Source organism: Halosimplex rarum (assembly GCF_047715405.1).
Lineage (GTDB): Archaea > Halobacteriota > Halobacteria > Halobacteriales > Haloarculaceae > Halosimplex > Halosimplex rarum.
The window spans coordinates 3,053,944-3,077,168 of record NZ_CP180412.1 but is presented as its reverse complement, the minus strand read 5'-3'; the positions used below and the strand labels follow the sequence as shown (position 1 = coordinate 3,077,168).

Sequence of the window (23,225 nt, the reverse complement as noted above, 5' to 3'; positions counted from 1 at the left end):
CGGGCCGGCGCTCCCGATTCCGCGCCGTATCGACCGGAGCCTCGAATCGACCGGAACCCTTTCGGCGGTCCGCGCACCCCCACAGGGTATGCAGTTCCTCCCGAGCGGGCTGGCGATCCCACCGTTGCCCTACGCGATCGTTTTGGTCGTGCTGACGGCGGCGTCTCTCGCCGCGCTCTACCTGCTCGGCCCGCCGGTCACGACGAAACAGGTGGTCGCCTTCGCGCCGTGGATGGTCGCCGGCGGCGCCTTCCACGCGCTCTACCAGGCGGGACTGATCCCCGGCGTCGCCGAGCCCTTCTTCGGCGCGCCGGCGGTCTACGTGACGACGTTCCTCCTCGCCGCGGCGGTGTGGCTGCCGTCGGTCATCCGCGCACAGACCGTCGACGACGTGGGGCGGATCGCCCGCAACCTCGGCGTCGCCGGCGGGTTACTCGTCCTCGGGCTGACCGTGTTCAGCTACACCTACGCGATCGGCCGCGTCGAGGCGAGCGTCGCGCTCGTCTGGCTGCCGCTGGGATTCCTCGGCGCCGCCGTACTCACGGCGCCGTGTTACTACCTGCTCGCCATCCGGTGGACGGGCGCGGTCGACCGCGCGGGCTGGGGCGGGCCGCTGGTCGTCTTCGCTCACGCGCTCGACGGGCTCTCGACGTCCATCGGCGTCGACGTGATCGGCACCGGCGAGCGAACCCCGATCCCCCGCCGGATCATGGACTTCGCCGAGACGCTCCCGACGTACCCCTACATCGGCAAGGGGTGGCTGTTCGCCGTCGTCAAGCTCGTCATGGCGATGGCCATCGTCGTCTTCCTCGCGGACATCGTCGACGAGAGCCCGACGGAGGGGAACATCCTCCTCGCGTTCGTCGCCGCCGTCGGCATGGGCCCCGCCGCGAACAACCTCTTCCTGTTCCTGCTCGGCCCCGCGATCTGAGCCGCCGCCCGACGGCGCTGACCGGTGCCGACGACCGGCCTCTGAAACCCCCTCGCCGCACCCTCGTTCGAACCCCCTTCTTTCGCGTGGAATCCGGTCGCAGTACTTCGATTTCACCCTCGACCGCCGCTCCCGAAACGTACCTCTGTTCGGGTGGGGAGCGATAGCGACCGCTCCGTAGCGCCGGGGAGACCCCGTATTGGGTGGTCTCCTCGCGGGACTCCCTCGGCCGGCGCACGAGGGGAAACCCCCTTCTTTCACCTGGAATCGAGTCTCGTTCCGGCGATTCCGTCGGATCGAATCGCTAACGAAACGGTCCGGTGTTCGGCTGTAGAGGGGTGGGGAGCGATAGGGAGCGGTCGGTAGCCTCGGATCCTGCCTGTTCGTGTCTGTCGGCCCCTCCCCTCGCGGGACGCGCTCGGCCGGTCGAACGGGTACCGTTTTGCCGCTGCCGGTCGGACGGGGGCGTATGGCGAAACAGCCGCATCTGCTGGTCGAACCGGGCGACGTCAACGACATCGCGCTGATCCCGGGCGACCCCGGACGCGTCGAGCGCATCGCCGGCCACTGCGAGGACGTTGAGCAAGTCGCCGAGAACCGCGAGTACACACTCGTCAACGCGACCTACGAGGGCCGGGAGTTGACCATCTGCTCGACGGGGATCGGGTGTCCGTCGGCCACCATCGCCGTCGAGGAACTGGCGAACGTCGGCGTCGAGACGTTCGTCCGCGTCGGGACGACCGGCGCGCTCCAGTCCGACATCGAGATCGGCGACATGGTCGTCGCGACCGGCGCCGCGAAGAACGAGGGCACCACGAAGCGCTACGAGGACGTCGAGTATCCCGCCGTCGCCGACTACGAGACGCTCTCCGCGCTCGTCGACAGCGCGGAGTCCAGGGACGAAGACGTTCACGTCGGCCCCATCGCGACGGACGACGCCTTCTACGCGGAGACCGACGAGTACGTCGACGACTGGGAGCGGGCGGGCCTGCTCGCCGTCGAGATGGAGGCCGCTGCGGTGTTCACGCTCGCGCGGCGGAAGGGCCTGCGCGCCGGCGCCATCTGCACCGTCGACGGCAACCTCGTCGAGGGCACCCAGAAGGGCGAGACCGAGGACGAGGAACTCCCGGAGAAGGCGAGGAACAACGTCGAGCGCGCCATCGGTATCTCGCTGGACGCCGCGACGCAGCTCTGACAGTAGTTGGTAATTCGGTTTTTATAATCAGAGTTGGCCGTGAAACTGGCGTTCAGTATCGCGTGCGGACTGAACAGCAGCGAGGGTACCGTACAATCGCCGCGATCGACGCGGATCCGAGTTACAGCAGGTCGTCGCCGAAACCTACGTACTTGCTCGCTCTCTCGCCTGGACTCGGGTACCCCCCGGAGAACAACCTGAAAACGACGAACAGGTACACGGGGAGGCTGACTACGGTCAGGAGATCGACAACCCAGTAGTCCCGTCCGCCTTGTCCGCCGAGGGCGTTCACGGCGAACCAGTCGATAGCGACCAGCACGACCACGAAGCCGCCGATGAGAGCGAGCAGTATCGCGGCGACGACAGCGAGCAATAGCGCTCTGCGTAGCAGCCACTGGGCCGCACTCAAAGTCACTGAACGGACCCGCTGTCCTCGTTCCCCCATACCGTAGCACCTCGTGTCAGCGAAGTAAATGTTGTGGTGGAGAGAACGTCTCAAGCCTTCATATTGCGTGGCCGTGCTTCTCGTTTTGGACTCGATTCCGATTCGGGCGGGGACGGAGACTGCCGAAGCCTCGGTGGAACGACCTTCGAGTTCGGAGAGTTGATCGCCTGTACTGACCGAATCCAAGGTTCGGTTTTCACTCATCGAACGAAAGAACGAAACCGTGTTACTATCAACCCCGTCGGGAGCGTCACCGACGCCGGCCCACGAGCGCGGCGCCGACGGCCGCGGGAACGCCCTTTTGTGCGGTGGCGGGGATAGTAGCGACCATGCGCGGGTCGTTGCGGGACCGGCTGTACGCGACGGTCGCCAGGCTCCGCCGACTCGAGCGCCGGGAGGCGCGCGCGCTTCGCCGGTGGGCCGAGCGGACGAGCACGCTCGTCCACCTGTCGATCCTCGTGTTCGTCCCGCTGCTCATCGCGCTGGTGACGGCGCTGTCGAACGTCGAGCCGCGGCTGTCGTTCCTGTTGTTCCCGCCGCTGGCGTCGGGGACGTACACCCTCTTCGCCAACCCCGGGGGGCGCTACGCCTCGCCGACGCGGTTCGTCGTCGGGCTGACCGTCGGCGCCCTCTGCGGATGGGCGGCGCTCGTGGTGGCGACGACGCTGGGCGTCGCCGGCGGCGGATCCGGCGCGTTCGCAGCGGGCGCCGTCGAGGCGGCCGTCGCGGTCTTCCTCGTCGGCGTCGTCACGTGGACGCTGGACGTCGAGGAGCCGTCGGCGTACGCGACGGCGCTGCTCGGTTTGCTCGTGCGGCCCGGGACCGAGTTCGAGTTCACGCTGAGCATCCTGCTGGCCAGCAGCATCGTCGCGCTCGTGTTCACGGTCTGGCGCGAGCGGTTCTACGAGCGCCGCGCCCAGTTCCTCTACGAGTCGACGTGGGGCGACGACCGCGTCCTCGTCCCGATGCGCGGCGAGAACCCCGACGCGACCGCGATGCTCGGCGCCGGGCTCGCCGCCGCCCACGAAGCCGGGAAGGTGGTCCTCCTCGACGTGGTCGAGGACGCGGCCGTCGCCAGCGCCGAACGCGACGCGCTGGACGACGGCCATCGGCTCGACAGTCGGATCGCCGGCGACCGGGGGAGCGGTCCGAGCGCTGGACGCGAGACTGCGGCCGCCGGACGGGAGCTCGTTGACGACGCCGCGACCGGCGACCCCGACGAACGGGAATCGGGTGGAGCCGTCGCGGAGGCGGCGGACCGCCTCGAATCGCGGGCGGACGGGATCGAGCGGCGGGTCGGCGTCCCCTGTCAGGTGGTCGTCGCCGTCGGCGGTCGGTCGCCCGCGGCGACGGTCCTGAAGACCGCCAACGAGGTGGACTGCGACCTCGTCGCGGCCGCCTACGAGCGGCGCCACGGGGCGCTCTCGCCGTACGTCCGGGACCTCTTCCGCGGCGACGTCGACGTGCTCGTCCACCGGTCGTCGGACGGGCGGACCCGCTGGAAGCGGGTCATGGTCCCCGTCAGGCGGGCCAGCGACGTGGCCCACGGCATGATCGACTTCGCGACGCGGCTCGTCGGCCGGAGCGGCCGCGTCAGCGTCTGCTCGTGCGTCTCGGGCGAACGCGAGCGCCGCCGCGCCGAGGACATGCTCGCCGACCTCGTCGAGGCGTTCGACGGGAACTTCGAGACGCGCGTCGCGACCGAATCGATCGAGCGCTATCTCGCGGAGAACGCCGCCCAGTTCGATCTGGTCTTCATGGGCGCCAGCACCGACCGGAGCGCTGCCTCGCGACTGATCTCGCCGCCCACGTTCGAACGGATCGACGACCTCGACGCCGACGTGGCCATCGTCGACCGCTCGTGAGCGAGGCCGCGACCGCCGTGGTCCGTTCGAACGCGGTCGTCAGTCGTCCGCCGCCGGGTTTTCCTGGCCCTCGCCGTCGAGGAGCCGCTCGGCGAGTCCTTCCATGTCGGCGCTCCCGAGCGCGGACTCGACGAGGAGGTGGCCGCCGATGACGGCGGGGCTGATGACGGCGTCGGCGCCGGCGCGGCGGAGCTTCTCGGTGTTCTCCCGGTCCGTCGCGGCGGCGACGATGCGCGCCTCGGGGTGGAACTGCCGGGCGGTGAGGATCGAGAGGGCGTCCTGGGCGTCGTCGTTCGTCGCCGCGATGATGGCGCGGGCGTGTTCGATCCCGGCCTGTTTCTGCGGCTCCTCGTCGCTGGGGTCGCCGACGACCACGCGGAGGTCGCGCGTGCGAAGCGTCGCCGCCAGCTCGTGGTCGGGCGTGATCACGACGAAGTCGACGACGGCCGCGAGTTCTTCCAGCAGCGGTTCGGTCAGATCGCCGTAGCCCAGGACGACCACGTGGTCGTCCAGGAGTTCGAGTTCTGAGTCGTTCATGGTACCGAGTGCTTGCGAGAGGCGGGCCTCGATGGCGGGGCCGAGCAGCGATCCCAGCGCGACGGTGAAACTGGCGACGCCGAGGACGACCACCGACATGCCGAACAGCTTCGCCTGCTGGCTCTGGGGGGTGACGTCGCCGTAGCCGACGGTGCTCGCGGTGACGATGGTGAAGTAGATGGCGTCGGTGAGCGTCGAGAGTCCGCCGAAATCGTCTCTGAGCTGGTACGATCCGGCGGTGCCGTAGACGAGCGTCCCCGTCAGTGCGGCCACGGCGGCCAGCTGCGTCGCGGAGAGATCCGCGCTGCGGTCGAACCGCCGGTAGTTCGCGATGACGGTGGGCAGCGAGAGCAGCGACAGCGCGATCAGCGGGAGCGAGTAGCGACTCGACTGGGCGAGCCCCTGGACGGCGGTGACCGGCAGGAGGACGACCGTCGAGACCCACGCGGCGCGCAACCGACGGCGCATCCCCCACGCGCTCATCAGCATCAGGAAGCCGGTCAGCGCGCCGGTGAACCCCGCCGCCCGCTGGACCTCGCGAGGGATATCGAAGTACGTCTCCAGCAGCGGGTTGACGGTCGTGGCGCTGATGTTCGCCACGCCAGTCCCGAACGAGAGGATGGCGACGACCGTAGGCAACCAGATCGCCGCCCGCGTCCCGACGAACACCGTCAGCGGCTCGTCGATCGCCCGCCTCGGATCCATGTCCTCCGGGAGGTGTGCCAACGGGTAAAATCCTGCCGACCCTTCGTGATAGATGTCGGCGAGGTCACAGGCGCCGGTCGGCGCCAGCGGGGTCGCCGCGGCCGACGGGCGCCCTCGGACGGGTCGCGCCGGTACACGTTTAAGAGTGGATTCCGTGACACCGTGCATGGCTGCGTTCCCGGTCGAGATCCTGTTCGGCATCTATCTCGGCATCCTCACGGGGATCATCCCCGGACTCGTCGCGTGGTCGCTGGGCTTTCTCTTCAAGTACTTCACCGGCGTCACCATCCCCGGGTTCGGTGTGGTCGTCCTCGCGGTCGCGCTCGCGGGCGTCAACGGCGGGTTGCTCGCGCTGGCCGACCCGACGATCACCCAGAACGCGAACGCCGTGACGATCACGACGGCGATCATGGTCGTCCTGATGATCTCGCTGTACGCCCACAACCGCGGCGACACGATGGGCGCGACGTTCCCCAAACGGCTCTCGTTGAAACAGCTCCGCGAGCGGACGCTCGCCGCCGACGTACGCGGCGCGCTCGCCGGCCGCGACGAGGCCCGCATCCGCATCGTCGGCGAGGTCGCCGACATGGAAGGCTACCCGCCGCTCGCCGACGACCTGCGCGCCGAGATCCGCGACAGCGAGTGGACCTTCCCCGCGGATCTCCGCATCTCCGAACTCGAAGCCCGCCTCGCCGAGCGGCTCAAGACCGAGTACGACCTGGGGGACGCGGCGGTGACCGTCGACGAGCGCGGACGGGCCTCGGTCGTCGCCGCACCGCCCTTTTCCGGCCTCTCGAAGCGCGTCCCCGACGGCAAGCGCGCGGTGTCGGTGAACGCGCTCGTCCCGACGGGCGTCGCCCGCAACGACGAGGTGACGCTCATCACGCCCGACGCGCAGGTCCGCGGCACCGTCGTCAGCGCGAAGACGCGGAAACCGACGGCGGAGGCCGGTCCCGACCCGGAGTCGACGGGAGCCGACGCCGGAGCGGACGGCGACGACGCGGACGATGGAGACGAGGAGGACGCCGTCCCGCAGCCGGTGCGGGCGCCGACGACGACCGGCGGCGAGGGCCGGATCACCGTCGCCGTGACGCGGACCGACGCCGAGCCGCTCCTGCGGGCCGACCGGGCGCGCGTCGTCGTCGAGTCCCGCGGCGTCCGCCGCGAGTACGAACTCGTCTCCCTGCTGCGGCGGGCCGGCCGGCGCTTCCAGCGGGTGACCGTCGGGTCCGGCGGGCCGCTTGACGGGGCGACCGTCGGCACTGCGAACGTACGCGAGACCTACGGCGTCGCCGTGATGGCCGTCCGCGGCGCGAGTGGCTGGGTCGTCGCCCCGCGAGGGTCGGCCACCATCTCGGCCGGCGACGAGGTGTTCGCCGTCGGGACGCGCGAGCAACTCGACGCGTTCCGGGAGGCGGTGGCGTGAGCGGACGCCCGCTCGGACTACCGCTCGCCAGCACCGTCGAAGCACTGGCGGTCGAGGCACCGGCTATCGTCGCACAGTCGCGGCCGCTGACCGAGCGCGTCCTTATCGGGGCGGCGCGGATCCTCGGCGTCTCGCTGATCGCCGCGGGCGTCGCGGCGGTCGTCGCCCTCCTCTACCGGTGGTACGTCCGCGAACGCGTCCCTGGCGGACTCCCCGCGCTGTTCGGGTTGAGCGCGATCGTGCCGTTGCTCGGCGCCACCGACCTGCTCCAGAACGTCATCGACCCGGCGGAGGGCGGTACCCTCCCGACCGAGGCGATGGCGCTGTTCCACATCGCCGCGATACTCGTCGCCCTCGGCGCGACCCGCGTCGGCGCCGATATCGGTGACCGCATCGGAAGCGACCTCACCGTTGCCACCGGCGAGCGCGCCGTCGAGGCGGAGGTCGGCCGACTCGTCCAGGCGGTCGGTCGCGTCATCACCGTCGAACTCCCCGAGGAGATCGAGGACATCGTCGGCTACGACCCGGTCCCCCTCCAGACGAAGGAAGCCCTGGCCGGCAAGACGTTCGTCTTCCCGCGCCGGCTGACCGTCGAAGAACTCCGCGACCGACTCGTGACGCGACTGAAGGCCGACTACGCCGTCGGCCACGTCGACGTGGAACTCGCAGACGACGGGAGCGTCGAGTTCCTCGCCGTCGGCTCCCGCGCCGCCGGTATCGGCCCGACGCTCCCGCCGGAGACCTCCGCGGTCGCCGTCCAGGCCGACCCCGCCTTCGCCGCGAGCGCGGGTGACCTCGTCCAGGTGTGGCGCACCGACCCCTCCGAGCGCGTGCTCACCGCGGAGGTCCGCGGGACGGTCGACGACGTGGTGACCCTCGCGGTCGACGCCGCGGACACGCGAAAACTCGACGCCGAGGCCAGCTATCGACTGGTGACGCTCCCCGTCGAGGCCCGGCCCGACCGCGAGTTCGCCTCGGTGCTCCGCGCGGCCGACGAGACGATGGCAGCCGTCACCGTCGCCGAGGGCAGCCCGCTGGTCGGCCAGCCCGTCGGCGCCGTCGACGTGACCGTCGTCGCGATCCGTCCCCGAGAGGGACCCGTCGAACCGCTCCCCGCCCGCGACCGGGTCCTGGCCGCCACCGACGCGCTCTACCTCGTCGCCGCACCGGAGGCCATCCGGAAGGTCGAACAGGCCGCGACTTCCAGCGTCGGGCCCTCGGCGGCGGATCCATCCGCCTCGACCGCCCCGACCGCCGAGAGCGGGGCGCGGCTCGCCCCGGAGGAACAGGTCGACGCGACGACACCCGTCGCCGGCGAAACGGCGGATTCCCCGTCCGACGGTGCCGCGGACTCCGCCAGCGCCACCGACGCGGCGGAGTCGGTCGACGACGGTCCCGCGACCGAGACGTCCCCCGGAGGAGACGGCTCCGCCGGCGCGGACGACCTCTCCGACGCGGACGCGCCCGGCATCCAGGCACTCGAAGACGACGGCTCGCCCGAGGAGTCGACGGCGGGAGACGGCGATTCGACCGCCGAGGCACCGGCGGCGGACGACGGCACGGGCGGCGAACCGACCCGCGACGACCTGGAAGACCTCGCCGGTGTCGACGTGGACGACCTGACCGGCACCGACGTCGCCGTCGAGGCGAACGGCGAGCCCGGCGAGTCGTCGGACGAACCCGCCGACGGAGCCGAGGACGGGGCCACCGCTGCCTCCAGCGGGGCGGACGACGACCCGGCTGCCGACGACCCGGCTGCCGACGAACCCGCGGGCGCCGAGGAGGGCGGCGAGGCAGACGGCGCGGACGACACCGGTGACGACGACGGCTGGACCGTGGCCGTCGACGAGCGCCGGGACGAGGACACGGGCCGGTAGCGAACGTGTGCGGGTCCGGCGACGCTCGGCTGCCGGTCGAATCGCATCGAGTGCGGAACGCTCTTTGAGTGTCGGCGTCCACCGTCAGATATGCACTGGCGGCTCTTCGCGACGCTGGCCGAGACGGCCGGGGACACCGAGGTCGAGGTGGACGTCGACGCCGGCGCGACCGTCGGCGACGCGTTCGATGCGCTTCTCGAAACCTACCCCGCGCTCGAAGACGAGGTGCTCGACGACGACGGCGACCTCTACGAGCACGTCCGCCTGCTTCACGAGGGGCGCGACCCGTTCGCCGAGGAAGCCGGCTTCGAGACCGCGCTGGAGGACGGCGACGAACTCGCGCTGTTCCCGCCGGTCAGCGGCGGCTAGAACCCACTCCGTTTCCGTCCGCAGAGACCGATCAGTCGGCTAAATCGCTCTCCTGCCGGAGGTGGAGGAGCGCGAAGCCGACGAATACGGACGCGAGCGCGGCCTGAAATCCCCAGTTCGCGGCGAGTTCGAAAACCGGCGTTATCGCCCCCAGTCCGGTCAGTCGTCCGACGTTGTCCGGACCGCCGAGCAACACGACGAGCAACCAGCCTGCGAACGCGACCTCCGCCAGATCCCACCAGTGTCGCCAGTTACCGACCGCCTGGCGGAGTCGCGTCGGACTCACGGCGAAGTGTTACTGTTCCTACTTTTTCAGTCTGCCGATGGCGGGTAGGGAGTGCGCGGATCAGGCGTCCAGCATCTCCAGCACGCGCAGAACGAGCTGGAGGATATGGATGAACACGCCCATGACGGCGATGTAGATGCCGATGGCGCTGCGCAGGTCACCGTACTTGCTCTCGCGGACCGCCCAGATCTCGTAGGTCAGGTCGACGATGAACCCGAGCAGGAAGAGCGCGCCCGCGGCGAGCATGATCGTCGGGTTCACGAAGAAGCCGATGGCGCCGACGAGGAACCCGCCGCCGAAGCACACCCAGGAGTACAGCTGCCAGCGCTCGAAGGAGTGGTCGGTCTTGAAGACGACGACGGCGACGACGGCCGTGATGATCCCGGTAACGACTGCGGTGATCCCCAGGGCGGTGACGCGCATCGACGACGCCACCCGAAAGAGGATGGCCGACCCGAGCAGGGCGTAGCCGAACTGCGAGAGCGCCACGCCGACGCCGGCCAGGCCCATACTACCCTTCTCGATGCCCGTGTTCGCCAGCCAGTACCCGCCCCCGACGGTCACGACGAACGTCGCGATGCCGATGAAGAAGTTCCGGAACAACGCCGCGCCCAGGCCGGCGACTGGCGTGTAGCTCAACGCCAGCATCAACACGATGTTCAGCGCGACCAGTCCCGCCCCGATACCCGCGATCCGCGAGACGCTCCGCGACGCTGTCGACTCTACCCCCGGTGCGTCGTACTCGATCCCACTCATGTTCGATAACTGATTGACGGCTCCGATACATGAGCGTTACCGTTCATGACAGGGAACGGACTATCGGATGATCCAGCCGAGTCTGACCGGATCAACTGGCAAAACGGCTGATTCGGCGGATAAGGGTGTCGAAACTCAGGCGTTGGCGACCTGCTGGAGGACGTCGGGAGCGTCGTCGAGGGCGTCGTCGAGGGCATCGACGTCCGGACCGCCGCCCTGCGCAAAGTCCGGCGGACCGCCGCCGCCGCCGCCGACCTTGCTGGCGAGTTCGCTGACGACCTCGCCGGCGTTGACGGCCGAGCCGTCGGGGACGGCGACGACGAACGTCGCACCGTCGCGTCCCGATCCGAGCACGGCGATCGTCCCCTCTTCGACGAGGGCGTTCGCGGTCGCCCGGAGTTCGTCCATGTCGGCGTCGAGGCGCTGGACGACGGCGGTCTCGTCGCCGACCGCGACCTCCTCGCCCTCGTCGCCGCCGGCCGCTGCGCGGACCTCGGCGAGTTCCTCTTTGAGTTGCTCGATGGTCTTGCCCCGTTCTTTCCACTCCGTGAAGAAGCGCTCGGCGGTCTCGGGCACTTCGTCGGGGGCGACGTCGAGGGTCTCCGCGGCCTCGTAGAGGGCGTCCTCGGTGTCCTGGGTGGCCTGGACGGCCGCGTCGCCCGCCGCGAACTCGATGCGGATGACGCCGTCCTGGACGCGCTCGGTGCCGAGCACCTTGATCGTCCCGATGTCGCCGGTGCGGGCGACGTGGGTGCCGCCGCAGGCCTGGACGTCCTCGGCGACGTGGATGAGGCGGATGTTCTCGCCCGCCGGAATGCCGCCCTGGTAGAGGTCGAAGCCGTGTTCGTCCTCGGCCTCGTGGCGGTCGGGCCACTCCTGTTTGACCTGCACGTTCGACCGGACGATGTCGTTCGCGCGGTGTTCGATCTCCCGGACCTGTTCGCGGGAGACGGATTCGTAGTGGCTCACGTCGATGCGCGAGGACTCGGTGCCCTTCTGGGCGCCGGCCTGGCGGACGTGCTCGCCGAGCACCTGCCGGGCGGCGTGGACGACGACGTGCGTCGCGGTGTGGTGGGCCATCAGGCGCCGGCGGCGCGTGGCGTCGATCTGCCCGCGGACGAACTCGCCCTTGCCGGGGTCGGCGTCGACGGTGTGGAGGATCACGCCGTCGACGATCTGCACGTCCGAGACCTCGGCGGTCACGTCGTCGGTCGAGAGCGTCCCGTGGTCCGGCGGCTGGCCCCCGCCTTCGGGGTAGAACATTGTCTGGTCGAGCACCACGTCGTGGGTGCCGTCGTCGCGCTCGAAGACCTCCAGCACCACCGCCTCGAACTCGGTGCGCTGCTGGTTCTCGTAGTACAGCCGGTCTGTGTTGGGTAGTTCTTCGAGGCGGTCAGCGTAGGGCCGCTCCTCCTCCTCGTCGAAGGCCTGGCCGCTGCCGTGGCGGTCGGCGACGAGGGCGTAGAAGTCGTCGGGCGTCTCCACGTCGACGCCCTTCTCGGCGGCGATCTCTTCGACCATGTCCGGCTGGATGCCGTGGGAGTCGTACAGCTCGATGAGTTCGCGGACGGGGATGGGCTCGCCCTGCTCGGCGTAGTCGTCGGCGAGCCGGCGGACCCGGCGGCCGCCCTGGTCGAGCGTCTCGCGGTACTTCTCGACCTCCGTGCGGACGATGTCGCGGATGGTGTCGCGGTTCTGGTAGCCCAGCCGGTCGGCCTGCATGTCGACGAGTTCGTCCAGCGGCGCGTCGACGCCGACGTTGTCGACCAGTCGCTTGGTCCGACGGAGGACCATCCGCGCGAGGTAGCCCGTCCCGACGTTCGACGGGACGATGTTGTCGCCGAGCATGTACGCGAGCGTCCGGCAGTGGTCGGCGATGGCGTAGATGTCCTCCAGCGGTTCGAGCAGGTCAACGAGTTCGCTTGTGGAGACGTCGAGCTTGTCGGCGATGTTGTCGCGGGCCGACTCCATGTCCTCGGCCTCGTCGATGTCCATGTGGCCCGCGAGCGTCGCGGCGCGGTGGACGATCTCGGCCTCGCGCTCGGAGTAGTCCAGCCCGGCGTTGTCCTTCAGGAAGTCGATCATGTCGGGGTAGACGGCCTCGTAGACCGTCGGCGTCCCCTGGGACATCCACGCCCAGCGCTCGATGCCGTAGCCGGTGTCGATGACCCGGCGGTCCATCCGGCTGTACGTATTGCCGTCTTTCATCTCGAAGTCGCCGTCGGGGTCCTGCTCGAACTGCATGAAGACGAGCGTCGCGAGTTCGAGCCCGCGGTAGATGACCTCGAAGGCGGGGCCGGCGTTACCGCCGCCGACCCACGGGTCCTCGATGAGGGTCACGTCCTCGCGGGGCGCGCCGACCTCGGCGAGCAGGTCCATGCAGTGCTCGACGCACTGGTCCTTCCAGTAGACCTCGCCCTCGTAGGCGTAGTCGGTGCCCTCGTCGGCGTTGAACGCGTGGTGGCCGCCCATCTCGAAGGCCATGGTGTGCCGGCCGGTCTTGCCGACGTTGTCGATGTCCTGCATCCGGATGCACGGCTGGGAGACGACGAGGGGGTTGGCGGGCGGCGGCGACTCGCCGCTAGTGACGTGCGGCTGGAAGTCGTAGATAGACGCCTGCGTCAGGAGGACGTCGTCGCGCCAGCGGTTGGCGGCGACGGGGTAGGGGTCGATGCGCTCGTGACCCCGCTCCTCGAAAAAGGAGAGGAACTGCTCGCGGGTCTCCTCCAGGGAGAGGGACTCGTCGAACCCGGGGTCGTCGATGAAGCCGTACTCCTCGCATGGCGGCTCCCCGCAGGTCGCCCGGTCCCCGTCGAGCGTCCAGAAGTGAGCCCCACACTCGGAACACTGCTCGCGGTGGAAGCCGTGTTCCTCGAAATAGTCGAGTCGATACTCCGCTTCGAGGTCGCTCATCTGTTGGTACAACGTCGCCCAGCGGCGCGTAAAACAGTTCCGAAGGTACGGCCCCCGTACTCGCGGCCCTCGGCGGCTCACGCTCGGTCGTGGTTGAGCCGTCTCGCGGTGATCGTCGGCCCCCAGCTCGTCTCGCTGGTCGCCCTCCGCTCGATGTCGACACGTCGATAAGAAAGCACATTACGGCGCCGGACGGCGGGCGACGTATGCGCCGCTTCGCCATCGCCGGGATCGTCCTCTTGTTCGCCGTCGTCGTCGGTGCCACCGTCGCGCTGTCGGCCATCACTTCCGAGGACCGCCCCGCCAACGCGACTGTCTCCGCCTTCGAACCGCGAGTCGCGGTCGGCAACCAGTCCGACGACGCCCGCACCGGATCCGGCGAGGTCGTCACCTGCAACGAGCGGGGACCCTTGCCGGGTAACGCCGGGCTGAGCGGGTCGCTCGTCCTGGAACGGCCGGTCGGCGATGAGGGCCCGCCCGAGGCGACGTTCCGCGTGAACGTGACCGTCGGCGACGGAGGACTCGTCCAGACGGATACCGTGAATCTCTCGACGGGCGGCTCCGAGCGGGTGACCCTGTTCACGATCGACGAGCGGCCGCCGTCGCTGGACGGCGGCGACTCGGTGACCGTCCAGGGGGTCGTCTCCACCGAGAAGACCACCGCCGCCACGGCCTCGCGCACGGTCGGCGTCGCCGAGCGCGACGTCCCGTGCGCGGACGAACGCGAAAACTGATTCGACGCATCGGGCCGCGACACCGCGTCGGACCGCGTTACCGAGTCAGGCCGCGGCGGCCTGGTCGTTCGCACCGCCGTCGCCGCCCGCCGCGTCCTCGGTCTCGTCGTCTGTCTCGTCGCCGTCTTCGAACTCCGCTTCGAGTTCGGCCTCGGCGTCGCCCGATTCGACTTCGACTTCGAGCTCCTCGGCGTCGCTCGGGACGCTAACGACGTATTCGCCGTCGGCGTCGGTGGTCCCGGCCGCTCCGTCGTCGACGCTCACCGTCGCGTTCTCGATGGCGCTGCCGTTCTCGGTCACCAGGACGGTGACGTTCTCGCCGGCGGAGACGTTGCCGACGAACGACGCGCTGATGGACCGATCGTCGTCGTTGTCGTCATCGTCGACTCGTTCGATTTCGACGTCGGTCCCGGACTCGCTCACGACCGGCTTGAGGATGTACTTCCCGCTGTTGCCGGCCTCGTGGACGGTCACGTCGTAGACGAAGTCCACTTCGCTGCCGTTCTCGACCGTGAACTGGCTGTTGAGCTGGAGTTTCCCGCTCGGGAGCTTGACCCGCTGGGAGTCGCCGTTCTTCAGCGTCCCGTTCACCTCGCTCACTTCCATGTGGATCTTGTCGTACTCGCCCGCGGGGAGGTCGAACTGTTCGAGTAACGTGGCGTTCGCGCCGCGCAACTGCGAGAGGTCGACGCTCGTGGCGTTCACGTCGCGGGTGACCCAGCGACCGTCCTCGCCTTCGTCTTCGTCGTCCATCTCGTCCGCTTCGTCCTCGCGCTCTTCGTCTTCTTCGCTCTCCTCGTCGGCGTCGGTCTCGGTGGCGTCACTGTCGTCGGCGTCCGTTGCGTTCACGGCCGTCGCCGTCGCGGTGGCCGTGGACGCGTTCTCCTCGTCGGCCGACTCGTTCGCGGCGTCGACGAGGTGGAACTGGACGCTCGTGATCGTGACGTTCAGGTGCTCGAAGTCGTCCATGTCGTTGGGCTCGTCGCTCACGTAGAAGTTGACGGTTCCCGAATCGGACGCGTCCTCGTCTTCGGTGCCGCTGTCCGTCCCGCTGGCGTCACCGTCGGTGTCGTCCCCGGAGGCGCCGTCGCCACCGTCGGCGGCCGGCGTCCCCGTTCCGGGAGTCGCCGCACAGCCGGCGGTCACGACCAGTAGCGCCGTCGCGAGCGCGAGGACGGCGCGTTTCATCCGGACACCCCCGTCCGCCGCGTCCGGCGTTCGTTCGTCCGCCCGCACTTCGCAAACTGTCGGTCTGTCCGTGGCATCGTACTCTCACCTATCACCCCCGGACCCATATATAAAGGCGACGCTGAAGCCGGATTAACATCGATCAATCCGGATTTCCAGCTCTTTCGATACCGGTGCAGTCCGTCGTTTCTCCCCGCGAACGAACGACACTCGGGATGAACGGGCGAAAAGAATTTATACGTGGTCTGGCGGTGGTCGGCGATCGGGAGCCGTCGGCGAGCGGTCGGGCGCTGAGTCGGTTCGGTCCGCGGATCGGGATCCGACACGCGTTTACCGGGCGCCCGCCGAGAGGCGGACATGCGCGTGACGTTTCTCGGGACGAGCGGCGCTGTCCCGACCACCCAGCGCAACACGAGCGCGCTGCTGGTCAACCGCGACGGCGACCGCCTCCTCTTCGACTGCGGCGAGGGCACCCAGCGTCAGATGATGCGTTTCAACACCGGCTTCGCCGTCGACCACATCTTCGTCACGCATCTCCACGGCGACCACGTCCTCGGCATCCCCGGCCTGATCCAGACCTTCGACTTCAACGACCGCGAGGACCCGCTCGCCATCCACGCCCCCAGCGGTACCCGCGGCCAGGTCGAGGACCTCGTCCACGCCGGCGGCAACGACCCCGCCTTCTCCGTCCGCATCCACCAGGTCGACGCCGGCGACACCGTCCTCGACCGCTCTGAGTACGAGGTCCGCGCCGTCCGCGTCGACCACCGCACCAACGCCGTCGGCTACGCGATCGTCGAAGACGACCGCAAGGGCCGCTTCGACCGCGAGAAGGCCGAAACTGAACTCGGCGTCTCGCCGGGCCCGAAGTACTCAAAGCTCCACCGCGGCGAACCCGTCGAACACGACGGGCGGACGATCCGGCCCGAGGAAGTCGTCGGCCCGCCGCGGCCCGGCCGCCGCATGGTCTACACCGGCGACACGCGACCCACCGACGCGGTCGTCGCCGCCGCCGAGGACGCCGACCTGCTCGTCCACGACGCTACGTTCGCCAGCGACTGGGCCGACCGCGCGAAGGAGACAGCCCACTCCACGGCCCGCGAGGCCGCCGTCGTCGCCCAGCGAGCGGGCGCGAAACGGCTCGCGCTCACCCACATCTCGACCCGATACGCCGGTGACCACTCGCCAATCGAGCGCGAGGCCCGCGAGCACTTCGACGGCGAGGCGTGGGTCCCCGACGACGGCGAGCAGTTGGCAGTCCCCTTCCCCGACGAAGACTAAACGTCCGCAGTGGCGCGCGCTGTCGCGGCCGAAACGCCTCCGCAGGAGCGCACTCGAACGACGGCCCTGGGAAACTATATCACGGACACGGACCACACCACTGGTACAGTGCCCGCCGAAGACGACGATCAGCCCATCTCGCGGAGCACGTACGACGAACTCGCGCCGGGGTACGAGGACATCACCGACGCGGCGATCCGCGAGTACTACGAGTGGCCGACGGTCGAGCGACTGCTTCCTCCGCTAGACGGCAAGCGCGTCCTCGACGCGGCCTGCGGCGACGGCTTCTACACGGAGCGGCTGGCGGAGGCGGGCGCCGACCCGGTGGGCGTCGACGCCAGCCCGGCGATGGTTCGACGGACGCGCGAACGCTTCGGCGACGGCCGGTTCGCCGGCGAGATACCGGTCCACGAGGCCGACCTCACGGACGGACTCCCGTTCCTCGACGACGAGGCCGTCGACCTCGTCCTCTGTCAGCTCGCGCTCGAACACGTGCGGGACTGGGAGGCGGTCTTCGCGGCGTTCGCTCGCGTCCTGCGACCCGGCGGTCGCGTCGTCGTCTCGACGAGCCACCCGGTCCGGGATTACGTCGACGCCGAGTTCTTCGTCCGCGACCACGTCCTCGCCGAGAGCGCCACCTACGGCGACACCGAACGGGTCGACCGCGACTGGGGCGACGATGGCGACCCGTTCGTCGTCCCGTTCTACCGCCGGCCGCTGCAGGCGGCCTTCGAGCCGGCGACGGAGGCGGGACTGCTCGTCGAGCGCGTCCTCGAACCCGAGATCACGGACGTCTTCGCGGATATCGCGCCGGACCACGCCGCCGAGTTTCGCGACGGCCCCCCGAACTTCCTCTGTCTGCGATTCCTGAAACCGGCGGACAGCGCGACGATCACGACGGGATAGAGCGGACCGGTCGGCGCGCGACGCAGTGGAGAACGCTTATTGCAGCCTCGCTGAAAGGTCCGGTGTGTCACCGACTCGACGCGCGTTCGCGACGGGTCTCGCGGCGGTCTGCGGCGGCTGTCTCGGACTCGGCCCCGCGCAGTCGTCGACGCCGACCGATCGTCCCGACAGCGACGGTGACGGCGTCCCGGACGACGTGGACGACTACCCGAACGACGACCGTCGGGCGTTCCGGTCGAGCAGTTCGGAGGGGACGACAACGATCGAGGCTGGCGAGTTCAGGGCGATCGGGCTCACGAACACGCCGCAGGACTCGGGGGAGTACGTGGACTACGACGTCGCCGTCGAGGGGGAGGGGACGGTCGATTGCCTCGTCTTCCGGCGCGAGGAGTACGACGCCTACGAGCAGGGCGCTCGCGACGCGTCGCCAGTCGCCGCGTTCAGCCGGACGGACGTCTCCGAAGCGCACGTCGTCGAACAGCTCCCCGAGGGCCAGTTCATCTTTTCGCTGGACTGCACCGAGCAGTCGACCGAACCCGGCCGGGAGAGCGTCACGGTAACGTACTCGATCAAGATGGCCGATCCCGTCTCGACGGCGACTCCCGACTGAAACGGCCGTCGAGCGGCGGCGCGTGCGTTGCCATCGGTTACCACGGTCGGGAAACGCCTTTCTCGCTCGCCTTTCCATCCGGCGTCATGGACCGACCCCTCCACCTCGTCGACGTGTTCGCCCGCGAGCGCTACGCCGGCAACCAGCTCGCGGTCGTCACCGACGCGGCCGACCTGTCGGACGAGGAGATGCAGGCGTTCGCCGCCGAAATCGGCTTCTCGGAGACGACCTACGTCGAGACCGACGCCGAGAACGGACCGCAGCCCGACGGCACCTGGCCTGTCCGCATCTTCACGCCGGAGGCCGAGATCCCCTTCGCCGGCCACCCGACGCTCGGGACGGCGCAGGTGATCCGCGAACACCTCGCCGACGGCCGGCCCGACCAGGTCGTTCTCGACCTCGACGTGGGCGAGGTCCCCGTCGCGGTTCGCGACCGGGACGACGGCGGCGAGACGCTGTGGATGACACAGCAGCCGCCCGCGTTCGGGGACGAACTCGCACACGACGACCTCGCGGACGTTCTCGGGCTCGATCCCACCGACCTCGACCGAGAGTACCCGGTCGCGGTCGTCTCCACCGGGCTGCCGACGATCATCGTCCCGCTCGCCGACCGCGCCGCGCTCGAAGCGATCGACGTCGACCGCGCGGCGTACGACGCCGTCACGGGCGACCGCGACGCGAAGAACGTCCTCGCCGTCTGTCCCGAGCCCCGCGACGACGCCAACGACTTCGCCGTCCGGGTGTTCGCGCCGTACTACGGCGTCCCCGAGGACCCCGCGACCGGCTCGTCGAACGGCTGCCTCGCGGCGTATCTGGTCCGCCACGGACTCGACGACCGGGACGCCACCGACGACCTCGACGTTCGCGTCGAACAGGGCTACGAGATGGGACGGCCGTCGCTGGTCCACCTGCGAGCCCGCGAGACCGCTGATTCGGAAGGGATCACCGTCGAGGTCGGCGGGGCCGTCCGGGCGGTCGCCCGCGGGACGCTGCTGTAGGATCAGGCGCGCTGCGCCCGTTCGGCGCCGACTTCTTCTTCCTCGCCGATCGCGACCCACTCGGCGCTGGCTCGCCAGAGTCGCCGCTGGGCGTCGCGATCGGTGGCACCGTCCCCCGGGGTGACGGGCTCGCGGTCGTCGAAGTACTCGCCGGAGACGCCCGCCACGGCGGGCGAGCGCGCCAGGTAGGTCGGCGTCTCGGCGGATTCCGCCGCCGAGTCGGTCCGGCCGAGCGCGCCGCCGACGACGCCGTACAGCTTCCAGGCGATCCCCATGAACCGCGAGCTGTCCCGGGTGAGGCCGGTCGTCGGCGAGACGCCCGGATGACAGCAGTTGGCGACCACGCCGTCTGGCAGCCGCCGCGCGAGTTCGGCCGTGAACAGGACGTTCGCGAGCTTCGAGTGGCCGTACGCGTCCATGCCGGTCGGTCCGTCGGGGCCGCGGACGCCGTCGAGGTCGAGTTCCGTACCGCGGTGCAGGTCCGACGAGACCGTCACGACGCGGGCGGGGTCCCGTTCCCTTTCGGGGGCGTCGCTCGCTCGGCGTTCGCCGGTCGCGGCGAGGCGGTCGGCGAGCAGGTTCGTCAGCAGGAACGGCGCGAGGTGGTTGACGGCGAAGGTCAACTCCACGCCGGCGTCGCTCCCGGGCAGGTCGACGAGGTGGCGCTCGCTCTGGAACGTCCCGGCGTTGTTGACCAGCGCGTCCAGCCGGTCGAAGTCGGCGCACACCGCGTCGGCCAGGTCCCGGATCGCCGCCGGTTCGGCGAAGTCCGCGGCGTAGAACCGGTGGTCGTCGCCGGAGAGCGAGGCGGCCAGTCGCTCGCCCTTCGCGCGGTCCCGGCCGTGGACGAGCACCGTCGCGCCCGTCTCGGCGAGGTTGCGTGCCGTCTCGGCGCCGATGCCGTCGGTGGAACCGGTGACCAGCGCCACGTCTCCCCTCCCGAGCGCCGCTCCGTCGTCGGTCGCAGCGTCTGTCATTGGCCTCTCTTCCCGCCCCCGCCTGAAAACTCCCACCCCGCCACCGGCCCGGTACATAAACGTCCACGACGGGTGAGGGGAGACAGCTTTGTGGATCGGGACTGACAGTCCTTTCGTGAACGACGTGGTCTCCAGCGCAGCGGCGGGGTGTGTCACTCGAACGGGTCGGTCGGTCGCGTTCGGTGCCGCCGCGGCCGACGGGCGGTGCGGTCGGCGGTCGAATCGGTGCCCGGCGACGCGGGGGCGGTCCGAATGACGCTCGACGCCGTCGACCGGTACGGACCGAACGGGGTTGGCACCGTCGGCGACCGCGCGGTGGTCGTCGGAGGGAGCGTCGCCGGGCTCTGCGCCGCGCGCGCCCTCGCCGACGGGTTCGACGAGGTGGTCGTCGTCGAGCGCGACCCGCTCCCCGACGCCCCGGTCGCGCGCGACGGCGCGCCCCAGACTAGCCACCCCCACGCGCTGCTGGCGGCCGGCCAGGCGACCCTCGAAGACTTCTTCCCGGGGTTCGGCGAGGACCTGGTCGCCGCCGGCGGGCTGATAATCGACGTGACGCGCCAGCTCGTGGAGTTCCAGCACGGCGGCTTCGTCGCCGACGGCCCGGAGCGGACGCCCTCCTACTGCGCAAGCAGGCCCCTGTTCGAACACGTGATCCGCAGACGCGTCCGCGACCTCGACCCCGTCCGCCTCCGCGGCGGCTGCCAGTTCGTCGACTACCTGACCGACGACGGCGCGACGGCGGTGACCGGCGTGGAAGTCCGCGAGGGCGGCCCGACCGAGGCCATCGACGCCGACCTCGTCGTCGACGCGACCGGTCGCGCGAGTCGGACCCCGGAGTGGCTCGCCGACAACGGCTACCGCGCCCCGCCCGAAGACAGGGTCGAGATCGACTTGCAGTACAGTTCGCTCCGGGTCGAGCGCCCGCCGGGCGACCGGCGGATGATCAACGTGCCCCTCGACGCGCCGCGGACCCGCGGCGCCGTCGCGCTCCCGATCGAGGACGGCCAGTGGGACGTGATCCTCGCCGGAGTGCACGGCGACGGCGCGCCGGGCGACCGCGACGAAGTCCTCGACTTCGCCGACTCGCTGCCGATCGACCTGATCGCGGACCTCCTGCGGGCCCAGCCGTGGGTGTCGGACGGCGTCGAGCGCTACCCGTTCCCGGCGAGCATGCGCCGCCGCTACGAGGCGCTCGATCGCTTCCCCGACGGCCTGGTCGTCACCGGCGACGCCGTGTCGAGCTTCAACCCCGTCTACGGGCAGGGGATGTCGATCGCGGCCCTCGACGCGCTGGTGCTCCACCACGCGCTCGCTGACGGCGGCCTCGACCGGCTGGCTCCGCGCTTTTTCGGCGCGGTGGCGCCGGTGCTGGACACGCCGTGGCAGATGGCGACCGGCGCCGACTACCGGTACGAGGAGACCGACGGCGAACCGTCGGTCGCGACGACGCTGTTCAACCGGTACTTCTCCCGGTTGCTCCGACAGGCCCACGACGACGGCGTCCTCGCCGAGGCCTACGGCGAGGTCGTCGGGCTGGAGCGCTCGCCGACCGCGCTGCTCCGCCCGAGGATTCTCGCCCGCGTGCTCCTCCCCGTCGGCGGCGACTGGGTCGACCCCGACCCGGAGCGCAGGACGCGGGTTCCGCCCGGGAGCGACGATTCGGCGACCGTCGACGACGAACGCGCCGCCGAGCCGCCGTCCCCGTAGCCGGAACTGTCAGAACTACCGGACCGACTACTCGTGGCCGTAGATCGGCACGGGCTCGTACGGCTCTTCGAGGTAGGCCACGTCCGAACTCGACAGCGACACGTCCAGCGCCTCCACGGCGGCTTCGAGGTGTTCGACGCTCGACGTGCCGACGATGGGGGCGTCGACGGCGTCGTTCTGGAAGTGCCAGGCGAGCGCGATCTGCGCCATCGTGACGCCCTTGTCGGCGGCGAGTTCCTGGACGCGCTCGTTGATCTCCCGGCTGCCCGGCCCCTCGTGATAGGGGACGCCGTAGTCTTCTTCGGTCTCGCCGCGCTCGGTGGCGGTGAACTCCTCGTGGGGACGGGTCAGGTACCCGGCGGCCAGCGGCGACCACGGGAGGACGCCGACGTCCTCCTTCTCGCAGACGGGGTACATCTCCCGCTCCTCCTCGCGGTAGGTCAGGTGGTAGAGGTTCTGCATCGTCTCGAAGCGGGCCAGTCCCTCGCGGTCGCTGACGTGCAACGCCTCCTGGAACTGGTGGGCCCACATCGACGAAGCGCCGATGTGGCGGACCTGTCCCCGGCGGACGGCGTCGTCGAGCGCGCGCAGGGTCGTCTCGATGGGCGTGTCGTAGTCCCAGCGGTGGATCTGGTAGAGGTCGACGGTGTCCATCCCTAACCTATCGAGGGAGTGTTCGAGCTCCTGCTCGATGGTCTTCCGCGAGAGGCCCTCGGCGTTCCTGTGCTCGTTCGCGCCGGAGAAGCGGACCTTGGTGGCGACGACCTGCTCGTCGCGGTCGTAGTGGGCGAGCACGTCGCCGAGGATCTCCTCCGATTCGCCCGCCGAGTACGTGTTGGCGGTGTCGAAGAAGTTGACGCCCAGGTCGATGGCGCGCTCGATCAGCTCCTCGCTGTCGTCCTCGTCGAGCATCCAGTCGGTGCCGCTGCCGAAGCTCATGCAACCGAGACAGATTTTCGAGACTTCCATGCCCGTGGAACCGAGCGTGGTGTACTCCATAGCGGAGAGACGGCGCGATAGGACGTAAAACGACCGCTCGCGGAAGTCCGAGACGGGCGACAGTCTCACCGCCTGACCCGGGCCCCCTGGCGCACCAGGCTCGACGGTCGAATCGCCCCCTACTTTGACAATGGGAGACCGACAAGGAGTTGTCATGGTAGCCGGTGACAAGGGCGCCCTGGTCGACGCCCTCCGGGACGCGGTCGGCGACGACCTCAGACTGGCCGCGACCTACGACGAAGACGGCTACGAGGTGTTCTACTCGCGGCCGGAGGTCGAGGCACGCGCGGAGGAGCACGCCGACCGCGTCCACGACGAACTGGTCCTCCAGGGGCTCGGCCGGGGCCACCTCGAAGACCTCTTCGCCGCGGGGCGACTGGAGTGTTCGATCCACCGCTTCGAGGAGCTGACGGCCTTCCACTTCGCGACCGGCGAGTTCACCGGCCTGTTCGTCAGCGTCGACTCCGAGGCCGACCTGCCTCTCGCGACGTTCGCCGAGACGTGCACGGAGTTCCTCTGA

Annotated in this window: 21 protein-coding genes; 13 read left to right on the top strand and 8 right to left on the bottom strand. The window is 69.9% G+C overall.

Features of this window, described 5'->3' with window-relative positions; translation table 11 throughout:
* Positions 1-88 precede the first annotated feature (88 nt).
* Together ACMGFH_RS14760 and ACMGFH_RS14755 are read left to right on the top strand one after the other, a co-directional pair.
* The gene (locus tag ACMGFH_RS14760; protein ID WP_415379207.1) at positions 89-931 is read left to right on the top strand and encodes a DUF63 family protein; all 843 of its coding nucleotides are present in this window, start codon (positions 89-91) and stop codon (positions 929-931) included.
* A gap of 469 nt (positions 932-1,400) precedes the next feature.
* A complete protein-coding gene (locus ACMGFH_RS14755; RefSeq protein ID WP_415379206.1) occupies positions 1,401-2,126 on the top strand; it encodes a nucleoside phosphorylase in 726 nt (241 codons plus the stop codon).
* 121 nt (positions 2,127-2,247) lie between these two features.
* On the opposite strand, the gene ACMGFH_RS14750 is transcribed toward ACMGFH_RS14755, so the two are convergent.
* Positions 2,248-2,571, bottom strand: coding sequence for a hypothetical protein (locus ACMGFH_RS14750; RefSeq protein WP_415379205.1), 324 nt, complete (start codon positions 2,569-2,571; stop codon positions 2,248-2,250).
* 329 nt (positions 2,572-2,900) lie between these two features.
* Here ACMGFH_RS14750 and ACMGFH_RS14745 point away from each other — a divergent pair, with 329 nt between their 5' ends.
* Positions 2,901-4,436 (top strand): HPP family protein, encoded by a 1,536-nt coding sequence (locus ACMGFH_RS14745; protein ID WP_415379204.1) that lies wholly within the window; start codon positions 2,901-2,903, stop codon positions 4,434-4,436.
* Positions 4,437-4,475: 39 nt separating this feature from the next.
* Here ACMGFH_RS14745 and ACMGFH_RS14740 read toward each other — a convergent pair whose 3' ends face one another.
* Positions 4,476-5,678, bottom strand: a complete 1,203-nt coding sequence (locus tag ACMGFH_RS14740; protein ID WP_415379203.1) for an NAD-binding protein — start codon at positions 5,676-5,678, stop codon at positions 4,476-4,478.
* Between the two features lie 166 nt (positions 5,679-5,844).
* Between ACMGFH_RS14740 and ACMGFH_RS14735 the strand changes: the two genes are divergently transcribed.
* From ACMGFH_RS14735 to ACMGFH_RS14725, 3 genes are all read left to right on the top strand, one after another.
* Positions 5,845-7,104 carry a potassium channel family protein gene (locus ACMGFH_RS14735; protein ID WP_415379202.1) on the top strand — a complete coding sequence of 420 codons (1,260 nt, stop codon included), beginning with the start codon at positions 5,845-5,847 and terminating at the stop codon, positions 7,102-7,104.
* Positions 7,101-8,981, top strand: a complete 1,881-nt coding sequence (locus ACMGFH_RS14730; RefSeq protein ID WP_415379201.1) for a potassium transporter TrkA — start codon at positions 7,101-7,103, stop codon at positions 8,979-8,981. Before ACMGFH_RS14735 ends, ACMGFH_RS14730 begins: the two co-directional genes overlap by 4 nt.
* 90 nt (positions 8,982-9,071) lie before the next feature.
* Positions 9,072-9,350 carry a ubiquitin-like small modifier protein 1 gene (locus ACMGFH_RS14725; protein WP_415379200.1) on the top strand — a complete coding sequence of 93 codons (279 nt, stop codon included), beginning with the start codon at positions 9,072-9,074 and terminating at the stop codon, positions 9,348-9,350.
* Between the two features lie 31 nt (positions 9,351-9,381).
* Here ACMGFH_RS14725 and ACMGFH_RS14720 read toward each other — a convergent pair whose 3' ends face one another.
* From ACMGFH_RS14720 to alaS, 3 genes are all read right to left on the bottom strand, one after another.
* Positions 9,382-9,636 (bottom strand): hypothetical protein, encoded by a 255-nt coding sequence (locus tag ACMGFH_RS14720; protein WP_415379199.1) that lies wholly within the window; start codon positions 9,634-9,636, stop codon positions 9,382-9,384.
* Positions 9,637-9,696: 60 nt separating this feature from the next.
* Positions 9,697-10,392, bottom strand: coding sequence for a hypothetical protein (locus tag ACMGFH_RS14715; protein WP_415379198.1), 696 nt, complete (start codon positions 10,390-10,392; stop codon positions 9,697-9,699).
* Between the two features lie 135 nt (positions 10,393-10,527).
* Positions 10,528-13,305, bottom strand: coding sequence for an alanine--tRNA ligase (gene alaS, locus ACMGFH_RS14710; protein ID WP_415379197.1), 2,778 nt, complete (start codon positions 13,303-13,305; stop codon positions 10,528-10,530).
* Between the two features lie 206 nt (positions 13,306-13,511).
* Here alaS and ACMGFH_RS14705 point away from each other — a divergent pair, with 206 nt between their 5' ends.
* A complete protein-coding gene (locus ACMGFH_RS14705) occupies positions 13,512-14,039 on the top strand; it encodes a hypothetical protein (RefSeq protein ID WP_415379196.1) in 528 nt (175 codons plus the stop codon).
* Between the two features lie 45 nt (positions 14,040-14,084).
* Here ACMGFH_RS14705 and ACMGFH_RS14700 read toward each other — a convergent pair whose 3' ends face one another.
* Positions 14,085-15,227: a DUF4382 domain-containing protein gene (locus ACMGFH_RS14700; protein ID WP_415379195.1), complete on the bottom strand. Its 1,143-nt coding sequence runs from the start codon at positions 15,225-15,227 to the stop codon at positions 14,085-14,087.
* Positions 15,228-15,584: 357 nt separating this feature from the next.
* On the opposite strand from ACMGFH_RS14700, the gene rnz reads away from it, so the two are divergent.
* The 4 genes from rnz to ACMGFH_RS14680 all read left to right on the top strand — a co-directional run bounded on the left by rnz (position 15,585) and on the right by ACMGFH_RS14680 (position 19,022).
* Positions 15,585-16,508: a ribonuclease Z gene (gene rnz, locus ACMGFH_RS14695; RefSeq protein ID WP_415379194.1), complete on the top strand. Its 924-nt coding sequence runs from the start codon at positions 15,585-15,587 to the stop codon at positions 16,506-16,508.
* Positions 16,509-16,616: 108 nt separating this feature from the next.
* Positions 16,617-17,414: a class I SAM-dependent methyltransferase gene (locus ACMGFH_RS14690; protein ID WP_415379193.1), complete on the top strand. Its 798-nt coding sequence runs from the start codon at positions 16,617-16,619 to the stop codon at positions 17,412-17,414.
* 64 nt (positions 17,415-17,478) lie between these two features.
* A complete protein-coding gene (locus ACMGFH_RS14685; RefSeq protein ID WP_415379192.1) occupies positions 17,479-18,024 on the top strand; it encodes a hypothetical protein in 546 nt (181 codons plus the stop codon).
* 86 nt (positions 18,025-18,110) lie between these two features.
* Entirely contained in the window at positions 18,111-19,022 is a 912-nt protein-coding gene (locus ACMGFH_RS14680) for a PhzF family phenazine biosynthesis protein (protein ID WP_415379191.1), read from the top strand.
* Between the two features lie 2 nt (positions 19,023-19,024).
* Here the strand turns inward: ACMGFH_RS14680 and ACMGFH_RS14675 are convergent, their stop codons facing one another.
* Positions 19,025-19,999 (bottom strand): SDR family NAD(P)-dependent oxidoreductase, encoded by a 975-nt coding sequence (locus tag ACMGFH_RS14675; RefSeq protein ID WP_415379190.1) that lies wholly within the window; start codon positions 19,997-19,999, stop codon positions 19,025-19,027.
* A gap of 252 nt (positions 20,000-20,251) precedes the next feature.
* On the opposite strand from ACMGFH_RS14675, the gene ACMGFH_RS14670 reads away from it, so the two are divergent.
* Positions 20,252-21,706, top strand: coding sequence for an FAD-dependent oxidoreductase (locus ACMGFH_RS14670; RefSeq protein ID WP_415379189.1), 1,455 nt, complete (start codon positions 20,252-20,254; stop codon positions 21,704-21,706).
* Positions 21,707-21,733: 27 nt separating this feature from the next.
* On the opposite strand, the gene ACMGFH_RS14665 is transcribed toward ACMGFH_RS14670, so the two are convergent.
* On the bottom strand, positions 21,734-22,705 hold the full coding sequence (locus ACMGFH_RS14665) for an aldo/keto reductase (protein WP_415379188.1): 972 nt from the start codon (positions 22,703-22,705) through the stop codon (positions 21,734-21,736).
* A gap of 154 nt (positions 22,706-22,859) precedes the next feature.
* Here ACMGFH_RS14665 and ACMGFH_RS14660 point away from each other — a divergent pair, with 154 nt between their 5' ends.
* Positions 22,860-23,225 carry a hypothetical protein gene (locus tag ACMGFH_RS14660; protein ID WP_415379187.1) on the top strand — a complete coding sequence of 122 codons (366 nt, stop codon included), beginning with the start codon at positions 22,860-22,862 and terminating at the stop codon, positions 23,223-23,225.